The following is a 17499-nucleotide window of genomic DNA, read 5'->3' as shown; positions in this document are numbered from 1 at the left end:
AAAGATATGGATAAATATTACCACAAATCTACAAATATTTAAAAATCACTTCATTTGAAACTTGAATAAATGTCCCCCTAGACAAAATGACGTGATTTAGCGGGAGCTATTTTACTAATTGTCTAATGAGAGTCCAGTGAGCAGCGTGTAACATGTTAGTTAATACTACACAACAGAAGATTTTAACTCGACACACTCTCTAGTGAGTCAGATTAATTAACATTAATTGCATAGCTTATTTTGATAAGGGGGGGGCTGAGGATGTCATTACTCGCGACAAATATTCCTGAAATTCAGCTGGAAAATGTTGAAATGCGCTATAGGGCAGAAGCTGCGGAAGTGCTTGCACTGCATCAGGTGAGTCTTGATATTGCAAAGGGGGAGTTCGTCTCACTGCTCGGACCTTCAGGATGTGGCAAAACAACGCTTTTGAGACTGATGGCCGATCTCATCGCGCCAACGGGCGGGAACATTGTAGTCGCTGGAAAAAGTGCTAAAGAGGCAAGGCTGGCGCAGAAATATGGCATTGTTTTTCAAAGTCCTGTGCTGTATGACTGGCGGAAGGTGAAGCATAACATCACATTGCCACTGGAACTGATGGGAGTTAAAAAGTCGATCCGTGAAGAGAGGGCGCTGGAGCTTCTTGATCTAGTGGGCTTGCAGAGCTTCGCGGATAAATACCCTTGGCAGCTTAGTGGGGGGATGCAGCAAAGAGTAGCGATTGCCAGAGCGCTATCGATGGAGCCGGAAATTCTACTGATGGATGAACCGTTCTCTGCACTGGATGAGTTTACACGTGAGCGTCTGAACGAAGAACTGTTATCTGTCTGGAGCAAGGTGCAGAACACGATTGTCTTCGTAACACATAGTATTCCTGAGTCGATATTCCTCTCTGACCGGGTGTTTGTTCTTTCCCCGCATCCAGGTCGCTTATCCGCTGTGGTTGAAATTCCTCTGCCACGTCCGCGAACGGCGGAAATGAGAAACAGCCCAGAGTTTTTCGAACTGATCGCAAGTATTCGCGACAGCTTTGAAGGGGTGTAGGGATGAAAGGGGGCAGTATCTTTGTACGGGGTCGCCTGCTGCCGTTGTTTGTCTGGATATTTGGTTTGCTGCTAGTTTGGGAAGGAGCCTCCTGGATGCTGCTCCATGTAGTGGAGACACCGTTAGCTCAGTCCAAGTTGCCCTACGTTCATGAGGTGCTATCCACGCTGTGGAAGTATAGTGGCACGCTTCTGAAGGAGGGGGCTGCCACCTTTGGCAATGCTGGTGTTGGCTTCCTGATTGGTGCGGTGGCTGGTGCTTCACTGGCGGTGCTAATGAGCTTGTCGAAGACGATAGAGCAGTTAACTTTTCCTTACGCTATCGCCTCGCAGATGATTCCGATCCTGGGGCTGGCGCCGATCATTTATGGGATTGTGAGAGATGAGCAGACTTCACGGATTATTATTTCGGGTTATATTACATTCTTCCCAGTGGCTCTCAATATGCTGCGCGGCTTGCGAAGTGTGGATCCTTCCGCGCTGGAATTAATGCATTCTTATGCGGCAAAACCTTGGGCGGTCTATTGGAAACTCAGATTTCCAGCGGCCCTGCCGGGTTTGTTCGGAGGGCTTAAGATTGCTGCTCCGCTCGCAGTGACTGGTGCTATCCTGGTAGAGCTCATGGGTGCGCAGCACGGGATTGGCGTAATCATGCTGCGTAATCTCTACTACGGCAGCTCTCATACCTACATGTTCTGGTCTACGGTGATTGTCGGCGCTTTGTTGGGGATTGTAAGTTACTGGTTGATCAGTCTGATAGAACGTTTGGTGGCGCCGTGGCAGCCTGAATTTCGACCGAAAGGAGGTAGCCGCTAATGGAAACCAACTCCGTTCGGGAGACTTCATTTATAGGCTCTACTAGTAAAGAGGTGGCCCAGCCGGTATTAACGGCTACGCAGAAGAATGTTGCAACAGGCTCGAAGCCTGCGGTAATTGCCAAGCGTAAGGGTGGCTCGCATGGCCTGAAGAGGATATTTAGCGCAGGGGTGCTGCTGCCTGTATTGGCGGGGGTGTTGTTTCTTGGGCTATGGGAGTTCGAATTCTTTCATAAGATCTTTGATCTGAAGAAATATCAGCTGCCGTTGCCCACAGCAATTGCCACGACCATGAGGGATAATTTCAGCATGTTGCTATCCTATACCGGATACACCCTTACTGAGGCTGTGTTGGGAATGTTGGTTGGTTCTGCTATCGGATTTCTGATCGCTTTAGCTGCTACGGCGTGGCCGCGTTGGGGAAGTGGAAGTTTAACTTTGGTTGCTGCTCTAAATGCTGTGCCCATCGTCGCCCTCGCGCCCATTATGAATCTGTGGTTTGGAGATGGGATAGGCTCACGAATTGCCATAGTAACAGCAACTACAATGGCAGCGATGGCGATCAACGCCTATAAAGGCATGGCGGCGATTGATCCATTGGCGCTGGATCTGATGCATTCCTACGCGGCAGGTAAGCCGGCAGTGTTTCGTTATCTGCGGATTCGCAATAGCCTGCCCTATGTATTTACAGCACTGAAGATCAACGCAACGGCGAGTATGATTGGCGCCATAGTTGGGGAATTCTTTTTCTCCTCAAAAGGGCTTGGGTATTTGCTCTCCAATTCCATTAAAGTCGCCAAAATGCCGCTGGGCTGGTCGTGTATCGTTCTGGCCGCAATTGCCGGCGTGCTTTTCTATTTAGTGGTTGAGCGGCTTGAGAAAGTATTCATTAAGTGGCATCCTTCGCAGCGTACTTAATCTCACACTCACTTACATCCAGCTATAGTGGGAATGGAAGAGAGAAACCGCCCACGGCTGTATGCATACAACGCACCACGATGATTGTCCATACTGTGCTTGTTACAAACTTAAATTACGATAGGGGGAGTTCGATTGATGAACGGGAAAAAACGCAAATTTCGTGGTGGTTTGTTGGCAATCGTGATGATGTTGAGTGTTTCTTTAATGGCGGGTTGCGGTGGCAACAATAATAACTCGGCAGCTGAAGCTACGACTGCCCCTGAAGCTTCTACAGCTCCTGAGGCAAGTGCTACGGCTGAACCAGCGGCTGATCCAGTTACAGTGAAGCTACAGCTGAAATGGGTGCCGCAGGCACAATTCGCTGGATATTTTGTGGCGCAGGATAAAGGATATTACAAGGAAGAAGGACTAAATGTAGAGATTCTGCCGGGAGGTCCAGATATTGTTCCAGAGCAGCAAGTGGCTGGGGGCTCCGCAGATATCGGTGTTGGCTGGGTAGCAAGCTTGCTTCCAAGTCTTGAGCAGGGAATGCCACTCGTGCAAATTGCTCAAATCTATCAAAAGAGCGGATTGGTCCTGGTCTCCAAAAAATCGGCGGGCATCAACTCAGCTGCTGATCTTAAGGGTAAAAAAGTCGGTAATTGGATGGGCGGCAACGAGTTTGAACTATTAGCGTTATTCGATAAATATAAGTTCGATCCTAATAAGGATCTAAGCTTTACGAAGCAAGGGTTCACGATGGATCAGTTCTTGGGCGATCAGATCGATGCGGCCTCAGCGATGACCTATAACGAGTACCAAGTAGTGTTGGAGTCAGGCATTAAGGCTGAGGATCTGAATGTCATCGACATGAATACAGAAGGCGTTGCAATGCTTGAGGATAACTTGTTCGCCAATAAGGAATGGCTTGCGGAGAACAAAGAGACTGCGGCAAAGTTTGTGCGTGCCTCCCTGAAGGGCTGGAAAGATGCAATTGCTGATCCTGCAGCCGCCGTGGATAGTGTAATGAAGCAAGCAGAAGACGGCAGTACTACTAAGGAGCATCAATTGACGATGATGACCGAGGTTGCCAAGCTGATTCTGCCTGAGGGCTTTGACAGTGCGAAGATGGGATATACCGATGCAGCGGCGTTCCAGCAAACGGCTGATATTTCGCAAAAGTTCGGTGTTATAAAAGAGCCTGCTAAGGTAGATGAGGCGTACACGAACGAAATCGTAGAAATGGCCGCAAAATAACCAACTGAGCTTAATGTTATAGTGGATGGCCGCCTGATCTGGCGGTCATCTATTATAATCAGCAGTCCATCAGTGCATCTGAAACAGAGAAAGAGGTGCGAGCTATGTCTCTCCTAGTAACGCAGGCTGAAAGAGTTAAGAATTATGTGAATGGAGCTTGGGTAGAATCGTCGTCCGGGCGAGATGAAGAGGTATATAATCCGGCGACGGGTGAAGTGATAGCTTATGTGCCCATTTCCAGTAAGGAAGAGCTGGGTGCGGCGGTAGAAGCGGCTGCTGTGGCATTTCAAGCGTGGAAAAGGGTCGCTGTGCCGCGTCGCGCCCGCTACTTTTTTCAATATCAACAGCTGCTGGTAAAGCATTGGCATGAGCTGGCCGAGCTGATTACGCTGGAGAATGGCAAAAGTCTGGAAGAGGCGCAAGGTGAGGTGCAGCGTGGAATTGAGTGTGTAGAATTTGCCGCAGGCATCCCCACATTGATGATGGGCAGCCAGCTTCCGGATATTGCTACCGGAATTGAATCCGGGATGTACCGCTATCCACTGGGGGTTATCGGGGGGATTGCCCCGTTTAATTTTCCGATGATGGTTCCTTGCTGGATGTTTCCGCTCGCCATTGCTTGCGGGAATACCTTTGTGCTGAAGCCTTCTGAGCGTACGCCTCTGCTGGTCAATCGGTTAGCTGAATTATTTGCTGAAGCGGGCTTTCCGCCAGGTGTGCTGAATGTGGTTCATGGAGCGCATGAGGTGGTGAACGGGCTGCTGGAGCATGATGAAGTGAAGGCGATTTCGTTCGTCGGTTCGCAGCCGGTTGCGGAATATGTATATAAGGGGGGGACGGCGCAGGGGAAGCGGGTTCAGGCATTGGCAGGCGCTAAGAATCACTCGATTGTGTTACCTGATGCGGAGCTGGATAATGCGGTGAAGAATATAATTGCCGCTGCGTTTGGCTCAGCGGGTGAGCGGTGTATGGCTTGCTCGGTTGTAGTGGTTCATGAGGATATTGCTGACGAGCTAGTGAGTCGTCTGGCTGCGGCTGCAGATGAGCTTAAGATTGGTAATGGTGCCGATGACGGGGTGTTTTTGGGTCCAGTAATTCGCCAGTCGAATAAGGAGAGGACTCTTTATTACATTGAGACTGGTGAAGCTGAACAAGCCAAGCTAGTGAGAGATGGGCGGAAGGACGCTGCTGCGGGCGGTGTGGGTTATTTTATCGGACCGACGATATTTGATCATGTACAGCCGGGAATGACCCTCTGGAAGGATGAGATTTTTGCACCGGTGTTGTCTGTGATCCGTGTGAAGAGTTTAAGTGAAGCTATTGCGGTGACGAATCAGTCTCCATTCGCGAACGGGGCGTGCATTTACACAGATAGCGCTAAAGCGATCCGCGAGTTCCGGGAAGAGATTGATGCAGGGATGTTGGGTGTGAATCTGGGTGTGCCTGCGCCCATGGCCTTTTTCCCCTTCTCAGGTTATAAGAAATCATTCTATGGAGATCTGCATGCCAATGGACGCGATGGGGTGGAGTTCTATACGCGTAAAAAGATGATCACTGCCCGTTATTAGAGAAGATGAGCTACTGAGAGGAGAAAATGTTATGCAGAGTCTGGGGAACGATAGTGAGCTTGCGGTAAACAAGGATCGGAAATATTTATGGCACAACATTACACCTTATAGTGAAAAGAATCCGCCTATGATTGCCGCCTCGGCGAGTGGGTCGTGGATTACGGATATACAGGGCAATCGATTTTTGGATGGGATGTCTGGCTTGTGGTGTGTAAATGTGGGATACGGGCGCAAGGAGCTGGCGGAAGCTGCTTACAATCAATTGCTAACGCTGCCTTATTTTCCGCTGACTCAGAGTCATCTCCCGGCTATTGCGCTGGCAGAGAAGTTGAATGAGTGGCTTGGAGACGAGTACGTGATCTTTTTTTCCAATAGTGGGTCAGAGGCTAACGAGGCTGCTTTCAAAATGGCCCGCCAGTACCAGCAGCAAATCGGCCAGCATTATCGCCATAAATTCATTGCCCGTTATCGTGGGTACCACGGTAGTTCGCTTGGGGCATTATCTGCAACGGGCCAGGCACAACGCAAATATAAATATGAACCGCTGGCGGGTGGTTTTCTGCATGTAGCTCCCCCGGACAGCTATCGCCGCCCGGTCGGGATGACTGTGGAAGAATTCAACCTCCAGTGTGCACAGTCCATAGAGGATATGATCATCTGGGAAGGCGTGGAGACGGTAGCTGCGGTGATTATGGAGCCTGTAATTACGGGTGGTGGCGTCATTGTACCGCATCAGGTTTATTTGGATCGGGTGCAGGAAATCTGCCGCAAACACGGTGTGTTGCTTATTATGGATGAAGTGATTTGTGGATTTGGACGCTCTGGACGTAAGTTTGGACATCACAACTTTAATGTGAAGCCTGACATCGTGACAATGGCTAAGGGGTTGACCAGTGCTTATCTTCCCTTATCTGCCACTGCTGTTCGTAAGGATATCTATGAAGCGTTCAAGGATAATAGTGATGATTATGGTCATTTTCGCCATGTGAATACTTTTGGTGGCAATCCGGCTTCGTGTGCACTAGCGTTACGCAATCTGGAAATTATCGAGCAGGAGAAGCTGGTGGAGCGTGCAGAGCTTTTGGGCAAAAGACTGAACACTGCATTCACCGAGTTACTTGATCACAAACTTGTAGGTGATGTCCGCAGCTTTGGTTTGGTGACAGGCATCGAGTTGGTTGAAGATAAGGTTAGCAAAAAGCCAGTTGATCTGAGTATTGTGAAAGGCATTATTGCTGAATGCAAATCAAAAGGACTTATTATCGGCAAGAATGGCGATACGGTAGCTGGGTTCAACAATGTGCTTACCTTCGCCCCGCCGCTATCCTCCACGGATGAAGATGTAGAGTTTATTATCGATACGTTTAAATCTGTACTGAGCGGGGGCTGGGTAAAGTAATTTTGTCCGGATATAGAAATTGGTAGGCGCGCAGGGCAACCTGAATGGAGATCCGGTTCTCTGGCTGCATGAAGTCTTCACCCAGTAGCTCTGTTATTTTGTCCAGGCGATAATAAAGGGACTGTCTGACAATGAATAAGTTTCGAGCGGCAATTTGTTTGGAACCATCATGATCCAGATAAACACGAAGGGTAAGCAGCAGCTCGCTGCCTTTGGTTTGGTCGTGGTCGATTAGCGGGCCGAGATAACTGCGAATGAAGTTCTGCAACGTTTTTCCGTCATTTAAGCTCAACAGCAACTGGAATACACCCAGCTCTTCATAGAAGAGTAGTGACTTCTGGTAACAGGAGTATAACGACAATGCCTGTAGGGCTTCCTGATAACCGGAATAGGCTCGTTTTAGGCGCTTATGCGATTTGCTGACTCCAATGACGAGCTGCAAATCCTTGAGCTTCTCATCGGAGCGGATGTTCTGCAGGGCTTCAAGTGCTTGTTGAAGTCGCATTTTTCCAGGCATTTTCGATTGGATATCGAGGGCGATGACGGTGAGGCGATTGTTCTTAAGGGTGATCAGCGGACGTAAAGAATATTTCTCAAAGATGGAACGCAGGATGAGCGAAAGGTGGAAGGTAATGGACTCCCATTCGTTCTCCGAGCTGTTCCATTTTACATCTCTGGGGTTCTTGATCTCTATAAGGCATACACGGTAAGGGAGCTCATTGACCACGTTGAAATTGGAGCCGATCAGGCCCTTTAAGCGGTTATCATCTTCGATGCGGCCATTGATCAGCTCGTCGACCCATAGATTTTCTGAAAAAAGCTTACGCTCCTCCATATACCGCGTCCGCAGCAGCTCTTGTGCAATGGACAAAGAGGCGGAATCCAGCAGCAGACAGTCGAACTCCTGTGGTTTGTGATTGCATACCATCAGAATGTAAGCCCAGGTCTGATCCAGCGCACCTACAGGCTTGAGCGCGATGGTCTTCTGTCCATATTCCCGGATATAGGGGGCAGCGTCAGGTTGAATTCCTTCCAGCTCGTCGCCGAAGGCGGTGAAAAAATTCAGCAATGGAGCCTGCTCTTCCGGCGGAAGTGCCGGAAAAAATAAGGGTTTGCCTTGCAGCTGCATATAGACAATTTGTGTGCGGGTACTTTTGCACAATAATTGCAGTACTTTCAGCGTTCCTTGTGAAGTTAAGGTCAGACGGTGGAATTCACGTGAGATTTTTTCAAGTTCTTGGAGCATCCGGTGATGCCGGTTAATGATAATCGAGTGAAGATCCAACGTGATATCTACGAAACGAACCGTGCGGGTGAAGATGATTAGCGGAAAGTCATGCCTGTCGGCTAAGTCGATCATCTCTTGCGGGATGGTGCTGAAATACGTACCTAACTCAATACATAGGCAAGCTGCATTTTTGTCGATCAGGTTCTGCATAAACTCCAAGGAGGAAGGGAGATCGACACTTGCACCAATCCCCGTAGTCAAAATCATTTCTTCGCCATGAATCAGAGTCTCGAAGTTGGCACTTTCCAGTACATGCACCCAGCGAATGGCACGGCTTAGGCCGCTTTTCCCGCCGATCACCTCGGCTTCTGCGAATAGTGGTCTTTTTAAAGCGTCACGAATGGTTAATACAAGCTCCCAGTCCATAGTTACTCCCCCTCGATCTTCTGCGCTCTGGCCTTCGGCTAACGCCCTGTTATTCTCAGCCTATTCTCACACGTAAAAAATACAGTTTTGAAATTAGACAAAGTGTCTAATGCAACGAAAATTCGAAATGACTATAGTTTGATTAACGGATGTCAGTATATATAACCTAATTAGTAAGGGCGTTGAGAGATAATTTCTGTTAATGCTTATATTACTACAATAATTCAATGATGTAAGCAAAATATTCAGAAAAAAATTGAATTAATGTTATATTATATAACATAAAAATGAGAAAGTACCCATAAGGAGTGATTAGTGATGGAGCATTCTTCTCCGTTAACAGCATTTACACCAGATATGTTCATGCGTAACTTTGCCGAGGCTGAGCCGCCTCTGACTCATAAGGGTGCCATGGATGAGGCTAATCGCTGTCTATATTGCTACGATGCCCCTTGCATAAAAGCTTGTCCGACCAGCATTAATATCCCCTCCTTTATCAAACGGATCGCTACTGACAATTTGAAAGGCTCGGCACAGACGATTATGGATTCCAATCCTGTGGGTGCCAGCTGTGCTCGCGTGTGTCCTACAGATGAACTGTGCGAAGGAGCTTGTGTGTTAAATGATGCTTCGGCGCCGATCCAAATCGGACTACTGCAGCGTTATGCGACAGATTGGGCGATGAACAGCGGAGTTCAATTATTTAAGGCAGGCATTCCTAACGGGAAAAAGGTAGCTGTAATCGGTGGTGGTCCTGCGGGATTGTCAGCGGCTAGGGAGCTCGCCCGTGAAGGTTTTGCTGTAGTGATCTACGAAGCGAAGGCGTTAGCGGGTGGGCTGGATACGCATGGGATTGTGTCGTTTCGGCTTCCGCAGTCTGTATCTATTTGGGAAGTAGAGCAGGTAGAGAAGCTGGGTGTGGAAATACGTACAGGTGTAAAAGTCGGAGTAGATGTCTCTGTAGATGAGCTGAAGTCGAATTATGATGCCATCGTTTTGGCAGCGGGTATGGGTTATGTGCCTCCAATAGGGATTGAAGGTGAAAAATTGGCTGGCGTATATGATGCCATTGCACTCGTAGAATCCACTAAGACTGGCATTCCTTTGCTGGAGCTGATGGGTCAGCGTGTTGCTGTCATTGGAGCGGGCAATACAGCTATTGATGCAGCTACATGCTCAGTGCGACTTGGAGCCACTAATGTAAAAATGATCTATCGCCGGACCCGCGAAGAGATGACGGCTTACGATTTTGAATATGAATTTGCGAAGCAAGAAGGTGTGGAGTTCAGCTGGCTTACCTTACCGAAACGTATCGTGGGGGATGAGCTTGGAAATGTAACCGCACTGGAATGTGTGCAAATGAAGCTGACAGAGGAGCTGGGCAAGGATGGACGTCCAGTGCCTATGCCAATAGAGGGTTCGGAGTTCTTGATTCCTGTAGATGCAGTTGTAATAGCTATAGGTCAAAAGCGTCGCCTAGATCTAATAGATTCCTTAGGCCTTGTGCATGACCGTGGGGTTGTAAAGGTGGATGAAGCCACCTGTCAAACCTCCGATCCGCAAATTTATGCCGCAGGCGATATCATATTTGGTTCAGGCAAAGGCGAGGCCATGGTTGTATCAGCGGCACAGCAGGGAAAAGATGCGGCCCATGCGATTGTTAAACAATTCTCAGGCCAGCAGGAGGTCGTTGTTAGATCAGCGGGCTGAGCGTAGAAATCAAATTGGATTTTACATGACAGGGAGGGAACATCATGGCAGATTTAAGTATTAATCTCGCAGGAATCAAATCACCGAATCCGTTCTGGCTGGCCTCTGCGCCCCCTACGAATACAGGCTATCAAGTGCAGCGGGCCTTTGAAGCAGGTTGGGGTGGTGCGGTGTGGAAGACGCTCGGTGATCCGATCATTAATACCTCATCGCGGTTTGCGGCAGTAAATTTCAATGGGCAACGGGTTGCGGGCTTTAACAATATTGAACTGATCACCGACCGTCCGCTTGAAGCTAATCTGAAGGAAATTTATGAAACAAAAAAAAGATTCCCGAATCATGCGATTATAGCCTCCCTGATGGTAGAACCTTCGCAGCATAAATGGCATGAGATTGTTAAGCGGGTAGAGGATGTGGGTGTAGACGGTCTGGAGCTTAACTTTGGCTGTCCGCACGGGATGGCTGAGCGTGGGATGGGCGCTGCTTCGGGGCAGCAGCCTGATCTGGTGCAGGCACAGACCACCTGGGTAAAAGAAGTAGCTACGACCCCGGTGATTGTGAAACTGACGCCCAACATTACGGATATCACCGTCGTTGCCCGCCATGCGGTTAAGGGGGGAGCGGACGCGATTAGTATGATCAACACGATCAATAGTCTTGCTGGTGTAGATATTCATAGCTGGAATACGATTCCGAACGTTGGAGGTCAAGGTGCGCATGGAGGTTACTGTGGTCCAGCTGTGAAGCCTATTGCGCTTAGCATGGTAGCTGAGTGTGCTCGTGACCGGGGAGTAGGCATTCCTATCTCCGGTATTGGAGGGATTTCGAATTGGCAGGATGTTGTGGAGTTTATGCTAATGGGTGCTACAGGTATTCAGGTATGTACAGCGGTTATGCATCATGGTTTCCGGATTGTGGAGGAAATGATCGATGGGCTGAACAACTACTTGGATGATAAGGGGTTGGCTTCTGTAACAGAGCTAATCGGCAAATCGGTATTCAGATACTCCAACTGGGGTGATCTGGATCTCAACTATAAGGTCGTTGCCCGTATTAATGAGAACAACTGCATCAACTGTAATAAATGCCATATTGCCTGCGAAGATGCTTCACATCAATGTATTGATATGTTAACTAATGCAGATGGGAAAGCTATTCTACAGGTCCGCGAGGAAGATTGTGTAGGTTGTAATCTTTGTTCTATTGTCTGTCCAGCAGACGGCGCGATCGATATGGTTGCAGTGGATACCGGGGCAGCCCCACTGACCTGGAATGAGCGGCAGAAAGTGATCGGAAGTTTGAATGGCACCTATTCGGAAGTGGAGGTGGTGTAAGGATGAAGAAGATTATAAAAAATGGCATCATCGTTACCGCAGCAGATACTTATACAGGTGATGTGGCGATTGAAAACGGGGTTATTACGGAGATTGGCCTTCATTTGGATGTCCCTGGTGCGGAAATTATTGATGCCTCGGGGTGTTATGTTTTTCCTGGAGGCATTGATCCTCATACGCATCTGGATATGCCTTTTGGCGGCACGGTTACAGCTGATGATTTCGAGACGGGAACCATCGCGGCTGCATATGGCGGAACGACCACAGTCATTGATTTTTGCTTAACCACCAAAGGGCAACCGCTACAGCAAGCCGTAGATACATGGCATCATAAGTCACAGGATAAAGCGGTGATTGATTACAGCTTCCACCTTATGGTCTCAGAATTAAACGATAAAGTACTGGGTGAGCTTCCGGAGATAATTGAGAATGAAGGCATTACCTCGCTCAAAGTATTTATGGCTTATAAGAATACTTTTCAGGCGGATGACGGCACACTTTTTAAGACCCTCCAAGCCGCGAAAAAAGAAGGTGCACTCGTGATGGTGCATGCGGAGAATGGAGATGTCATTGAATATCTTGTAGAGCAGGCCTTGGCCGCAGGCAATACCGACCCGATCTTTCATGCGCTGACCCGCCCGCCGGAGCTGGAGGGTGAAGCTACGGGACGCGCAGCTTATCTAACTGAACTGACAGATTCTCAGCTGTATGTTGTACACGTGACCTGTGCGGAAGCTGCTTGGAAGATTGCTGAAGCGCGTAAAAAGGGACTACGCGTCTACGGCGAGACTTGTCCACAGTATTTAGTGCTGGATCAGACGGCGCTGGAAAAGCCTAATTTCGAAGGTGCTAAATACGTGTGGTCTCCGCCCCTGCGTGAGCAGTGGAATCAGGATGTATTGTGGGATGCGCTATGGAGCGGCAGCTTACAGACGATTGGCTCTGACCAGTGCTCGTTTGATTTTAAAGGACAAAAGGATCTGGGGCTAGGGGATTTCTCCAAAATTCCGAACGGTGGGCCGACCATCGAGGATCGGTTTACGATTCTCTATTCAGAAGGTGTGCAGAAAGGCCGGATCTCATTGAACAAATTCGTAGACATTATTGCTACCTCTAGCGCCAAGCTGTTTGGATTGTATCCGCAAAAAGGCACGGTCGCGGTAGGCAGTGACGCTGACCTGGTTATTTTTGATCCTTCTGTTGAAAGAACCCTTTCTGCGGATACGCACCATATGAATGTCGATTATAATGCGTTTGAGGGCTTTGAAGTAAAGGGAGAGCCTGTTTCCGTCCTCAGTCGAGGCGAGTTTGTGATTCGAGACAAGCAATTTGTTGGTAAACCGGGGTCGGGAAAATATTTAAAGCGCAAGCATTTTGCAGCGGAGGCTCCTCTTCCTTCCAAGGCGGAAATTAGCGGAGGTGTTGTCTGATGTCTGCTTTTGCGGAATATGCCAAAGAACAGCAGGAGATTGATGGGCTGCTTTTTAAAGGATATACGATTGCCAGCATCCAAGAGGATTTGGACGGTGCACGAATAAAGTTTGTTAGAGGGGAACCGGCTAAGGGCTCGATGGAGTTATTATTGCTGACAGCAGATGCCCGTAAGTACGTGACAACCCTTGTGGTTGCAGGGCTGAGGGCGGAAGGTAAGCAGGCGGGTTGTTACAGTGGAGAGGTTTGAAGTGAGGGGATTTGAAGCTGAGTAGTGAGCCTGCGCAGGATAGGGGGCCTACTGCTCGGCTTTTTATTGTGCGCATGAAAGGGGCGTGGAGATAACTTCCCTGAAAATAGCCGATTATCATCGCGGAATACACTTTTTAGGGAAATCCTCCCTAAAAAGTAGCTGATTATGGTCCCGAATAGACGTTTTAGGGAAATGCTCCCTAAAAATCCCTGAAATACGCCGATTTTGCTCAAATTCGCTAAATATTAGGGAGGTTTTCCCTGATTTGCAGTTATAGGCACCTGAAAGACCAAAAATCAGGGAGGATTTCCCTAATCTATTGCTGTCGCTGCTACTCTCGCTCCATATACTCATGCCGTAATATGGACATGATATGCAGAGATTCAAAGTGTTCTCCTACTTTTATACAGTCACGTAGAGTGCCTTCCAGTGTAAAGCCACAGCTTTCATAGACATGGCGTGCCCTGTGGTTATGGTCTCTAACATCTAACCATAGGCGATGTGATTCAGTGTGGCGAAAGATCCAGTCGGTCACGAGACAAAGCGACAACTTACCATACCCAAACCCCTTGGAATGGATGACGATTCTTTTAATACAAACGGTAAGATGAGTGTCTTGAAGTCCTGTAATGATGATATAACCGACTCTTTTTCCTGAACTATCCCAAATTGTAAGATGTAGAATATCTGGGTCTTGGAGGGCTGCAGCGTGTTCCGCTTTAGTCCATTGACCAATATAGATGCGGTTTAGTTCACTTTGTTCGATGGCTAGAACGAACGCTAAATCCTGTACGGTGGTACGTTGTAAATCCAAGGCTTCTGAATGGAGGATCATAACCATGCGCCCCTGTCTCATATGTATTTTCTATCTATGGTAACTGACGGTCTGCTCGATGTCATTCATGTAGTTCTAGCTTGTTTTCTTTATATTGGAAGAGCTGTAGGAATGCTCGCAACTTCGTGTATAATTGAGACCAGGTGTTAAGAATTCCAATCGGATGAGGAGATCAGCTGGTTATGTACTTTCTTGATATTATGTCTTGGCTGACAGAGGATAATCTGCGGCATCTGCTTGAACAATATCGTTCGTTTGGGCCCTTTCCGGGCATTGCGTTAACGTTTTTGAAATCATTTATACCACCACTACCAACTATTGCGATCGTCGGATTAAACGGGGCTGTATATGGTTTATGGTTAGGTTTTTTGTATTCTTGGATCGGCTTGGTTGCGGGCTGTGTGACAACATTTTGGATTATTCGCAAAGTAGCTTCGCATCGGTATCTGCGAAAATGGGCAGAACGGCCAAAGGTAGCCAAAAGTATGACATGGGTGCGGCAAAGCGGATTCAGTTATGTATTTCTGCTTAGTATATTCCCGGTAGGCCCCTTCGTTGTAATTAATATGGCTGCTGGTCTTGCTGGTATGAGGTTTCGTTCATACCTCCTTGCGCTCACCGTGGGCAAAGCGATCATGGTATTCGCAGTTTCATATATTGGAAATGATCTGGAACGATTTATCCGCCAGCCGTGGGAGATCATCTATGTCTTGGTGTTTATTGGATTGTCACTATGGGGAGTTAAAGCCATCGAGACGCGGTTCGCTAGAACAGTGGAAGATGGAAACAAGGCCGCTTAGTACTGTGAATGGACTATTTTAATAGAACAAAGGAGGAAATGATGATGAAATATCGTAAACTTGGCAGTACAGGGATGAATGTATCGGTGATCGGATTGGGTACTTGGCAGTTCGGTGGAGAGTGGGGCAAGGATTTCACTCAAGCAGAAGTCGATGCCATGTTAGATAAGGCTGGAGAGCTCGGTATTAACCTGATTGATACGGCAGAATGTTATGGAGATCACTTGTCCGAGAAGTTCATCGGGGGTTATCTGGCTCGCCGGAAACGTGAGGACTGGATTGTAGCTACGAAATTCGGTCATCATTTTCAGGGACATTTGCAGCGGGAACAGTTATGGCGTGCTGAGGATGTGCTGAAGCAGCTGGATGATTCCCTGCGTGCACTTCAGACCGAGTACATCGACCTCTATCAATTCCATTCCGGAACGGATGAGCAATTCGATAATGACAAGCTGTGGAGCATGCTCGACAGACAGAAGCAGGCAGGGAAAATCCGTCATTTAGGCGTCTCGATAAGTGCATCAGTCTCGGGTGTACATCAGACCTCTGCAGCAGCGGATGTGCAAGCAGAGGCCATACAAGTAGTATATAATCGGCTGGATCGTCAACCTGAGGAAGAGATTCTTCCGCTCTGCATCGAGCATAAATTAGGTGTGTTGGCGCGTGTTCCGTTAGCGAGTGGTTATTTAAGCGGCAAGTACAAGCCGGATGCGGTATTTGGTCAGGGTGATGTGCGTGCTAACCATAAAGAGGATGTAAGGCAAAAACAGCTGCGCGCTGTAGCTGAAATTGCTGCCAATGAAGTCCCTTCTGGACTCGATATGGCGCAGTGGGCTTTGGCGTGGTGCCTTCAGCATCCCGCAGTAACCAGTGTAATTCCAGGTTGTAAGAATGTAGAACAGGTTATCTCCAACGCTAGTGCTGCCGATCTGGACATGGTGAAGGACATTACACAATAAGCTGGGAACTACACCGAAAAAAGTGCTTTGACCTTCGCCTCTGCGGGATCCTCATTGTAAATATGGGTCCAACTGTTCGTAGAAGCATCATAAAAATAGTCCTGTTTCCATTGTTGGAAATGGATCACGATATTTCGTACAGCGGATACAATTCTCTCTACCTCCTGATTCGTCATAATGGGGTGTAGAGAGATGCGGATCCAACCCGGTCTAAGCGACTGGTCTCCTACAGTAATTGCCTCAGCGATCTGAGCAGATTGCGCCCACCCTAATTCAAGTAAGTAATGCCCATAAGGACCTGCACAAGAGCAACCACCCCGGGCTTGTATACCAAAGCGATCATTTAGTAGTTGAACTGCAAGATTATAATGAATATCACGTAGTGTAAAAGAGACAATGCCATGACGTTCTGTATGATGTCCAGCTAGCAGCGAGCATTCGGGTATGCTACGGAGCCCGTTCATTAATTGCTGGCATAGCTCGTGCTCTCTAATCACCATATATTGACCGTTTCCATTCATCTGTTCCTTCAGCTTCACACAAAGTGCCGTCCGAAAAGCTTGCAGAAACCCCGGTGTTCCCCCGTCTTCCCGCATCTCTATTTCGTTGGTGTAGCGGCGTCCCCCCCAAGGATTGACCCAAGCCACTGTACCTCCACCCGGTTCGTCAGGAATACGTCCATTACTTAGAGCCTCATCAAAAATTAGAACGCCATTCGTGCCCGGTCCACCCAGAAATTTATGCGGAGAAAAAAAGATTGCATCCAGCTTCTCCAGCGGTGAGACAGGATGCATATCGATAGGCTCATAGGGTGCACTGGCGGCAAAATCTACAAAACATAGGCCTCCGTGGCGGTGCATAATCGCGGCAAGCTTCTGGTAGGGAGTCTGAATTCCGGTCACATTGGAGCAAGCCGTAAATGAACCGATTTTCCAGCGACGATGCTGATACAATTTCAACTGGGCTTCAAGCTGCTGAAGATCTATATTTCCGTTTTCTCCGGGAGGAACAGTCACAACATCACCAATCCCCTCCTGCCAGGGAAGGATATTGGAATGATGCTCCATATGGCTGGTGAAGATCACAGGACGTTCCTCCATCGAATGGGAGCTATAGTCCTGAATCCACTCAGGGAGTCTTAAGCCCATGATACGCTGCAGCTTGTTTACAGCTCCCGTTGTTCCATTTCCGCAGAAGAGCAGGATGTCCTGAGGGCCAGCATTTACATGCTTTTTAATAATTTGTCGCGCTTCATTATAAGCCAGTGTCATGGTTAAACCGGTCGTGTTGGAGTCTGTATGTGGATTACTAACATATGGACCGAAGGCTTCCTGCAGCTTCCGTTCAATCGGTTCATATAAGCGTCCGCTTGCGGTCCAATCGGCATACAGCAGTGGCTGTCTACCATAGGGTGTGGTGATCTGATGCCGAATTCCAATGGTGTGCTCACGAAAAATCTCGAAATGGTTTTGTAGTGAAGCGGGCGTCTCTGCAGAAGAGGCGTGGATGATGTTTAGCACGGATTTCCCTCCAGCCCGTAC

At 48.3% G+C, this 17499-nt stretch carries 15 protein-coding genes; 12 read left to right on the top strand and 3 right to left on the bottom strand.

The annotated features are described in order from the left end of the window. Window positions 1-261 precede the first annotated feature (261 nt). The 6 genes from NST34_RS30630 (at window position 262) to NST34_RS30605 (ending at window position 6982) form a co-directional block, all read left to right on the top strand. Complete coding sequence (locus NST34_RS30630; protein WP_076284892.1) at window positions 262-1044, top strand: ABC transporter ATP-binding protein; 783 nt, start codon at window positions 262-264, stop codon at window positions 1042-1044. Window positions 1045-1046: 2 nt separating this feature from the next. Beyond that, window positions 1047-1859 (top strand): ABC transporter permease, encoded by an 813-nt coding sequence (locus NST34_RS30625; protein ID WP_076284891.1) that lies wholly within the window; start codon window positions 1047-1049, stop codon window positions 1857-1859. Continuing rightward, window positions 1859-2776 carry an ABC transporter permease gene (locus NST34_RS30620; protein WP_341129398.1) on the top strand — a complete coding sequence of 306 codons (918 nt, stop codon included), beginning with the start codon at window positions 1859-1861 and terminating at the stop codon, window positions 2774-2776. Before NST34_RS30625 ends, NST34_RS30620 begins: the two co-directional genes overlap by 1 nt. Window positions 2777-2914: 138 nt before the next feature. After that, window positions 2915-4015, top strand: coding sequence for an ABC transporter substrate-binding protein (locus NST34_RS30615; RefSeq protein ID WP_341059240.1), 1101 nt, complete (start codon window positions 2915-2917; stop codon window positions 4013-4015). 104 nt (window positions 4016-4119) lie between these two features. Further along, complete coding sequence (locus NST34_RS30610) at window positions 4120-5583, top strand: CoA-acylating methylmalonate-semialdehyde dehydrogenase (RefSeq protein ID WP_341129397.1); 1464 nt, start codon at window positions 4120-4122, stop codon at window positions 5581-5583. 31 nt (window positions 5584-5614) lie between these two features. Beyond that, window positions 5615-6982: an aspartate aminotransferase family protein gene (locus NST34_RS30605; protein WP_341129396.1), complete on the top strand. Its 1368-nt coding sequence runs from the start codon at window positions 5615-5617 to the stop codon at window positions 6980-6982. Here NST34_RS30605 and NST34_RS30600 read toward each other — a convergent pair. Further along, a complete protein-coding gene (locus NST34_RS30600; protein ID WP_341129395.1) occupies window positions 6948-8636 on the bottom strand; it encodes a PucR family transcriptional regulator in 1689 nt (562 codons plus the stop codon). The two genes, NST34_RS30605 and NST34_RS30600, sit on opposite strands and share 35 nt — an antisense overlap. Before the next feature lie 318 nt (window positions 8637-8954). On the opposite strand from NST34_RS30600, the gene NST34_RS30595 reads away from it, so the two are divergent. From NST34_RS30595 to NST34_RS30580, 4 genes are read left to right on the top strand one after another with little or no spacing between them, the layout of a single operon-like run. Further along, a complete protein-coding gene (locus tag NST34_RS30595) occupies window positions 8955-10346 on the top strand; it encodes an NAD(P)-dependent oxidoreductase (protein WP_341129394.1) in 1392 nt (463 codons plus the stop codon). A gap of 44 nt (window positions 10347-10390) precedes the next feature. After that, entirely contained in the window at window positions 10391-11680 is a 1290-nt protein-coding gene (gene preA / locus NST34_RS30590) for an NAD-dependent dihydropyrimidine dehydrogenase subunit PreA (RefSeq protein WP_341129393.1), read from the top strand. 2 nt (window positions 11681-11682) lie between these two features. Next, a complete protein-coding gene (gene hydA, locus NST34_RS30585; RefSeq protein ID WP_341129392.1) occupies window positions 11683-13110 on the top strand; it encodes a dihydropyrimidinase in 1428 nt (475 codons plus the stop codon). Continuing rightward, window positions 13110-13361, top strand: a complete 252-nt coding sequence (locus NST34_RS30580; protein ID WP_341129391.1) for a hypothetical protein — start codon at window positions 13110-13112, stop codon at window positions 13359-13361. Before hydA ends, NST34_RS30580 begins: the two co-directional genes overlap by 1 nt. A gap of 334 nt (window positions 13362-13695) precedes the next feature. Here the strand turns inward: NST34_RS30580 and NST34_RS30575 are convergent, their stop codons facing one another. Then, window positions 13696-14199, bottom strand: coding sequence for a GNAT family N-acetyltransferase (locus NST34_RS30575; RefSeq protein WP_341129390.1), 504 nt, complete (start codon window positions 14197-14199; stop codon window positions 13696-13698). Window positions 14200-14381: 182 nt separating this feature from the next. Here NST34_RS30575 and NST34_RS30570 point away from each other — a divergent pair, with 182 nt between their 5' ends. Further along, complete coding sequence (locus NST34_RS30570; protein ID WP_445667681.1) at window positions 14382-14999, top strand: TVP38/TMEM64 family protein; 618 nt, start codon at window positions 14382-14384, stop codon at window positions 14997-14999. Between the two features lie 44 nt (window positions 15000-15043). Then, the gene (locus tag NST34_RS30565) at window positions 15044-15958 is read left to right on the top strand and encodes an aldo/keto reductase (RefSeq protein ID WP_076284881.1); all 915 of its coding nucleotides are present in this window, start codon (window positions 15044-15046) and stop codon (window positions 15956-15958) included. A gap of 8 nt (window positions 15959-15966) precedes the next feature. Here the strand turns inward: NST34_RS30565 and NST34_RS30560 are convergent, their stop codons facing one another. Beyond that, window positions 15967-17478 (bottom strand): aminotransferase class V-fold PLP-dependent enzyme, encoded by a 1512-nt coding sequence (locus NST34_RS30560; RefSeq protein ID WP_076284880.1) that lies wholly within the window; start codon window positions 17476-17478, stop codon window positions 15967-15969. Between the last annotated feature and the right edge of the window lie 21 nt (window positions 17479-17499).

The organism is Paenibacillus sp. FSL H7-0714 (genome assembly GCF_038003765.1).
Taxonomy (GTDB): Bacteria; Bacillota; Bacilli; order Paenibacillales; family Paenibacillaceae; genus Paenibacillus_AQ.
The sequence above is the reverse complement of the archived record's forward strand: the minus strand, read 5'-3'. Positions and strand labels throughout refer to the sequence as shown.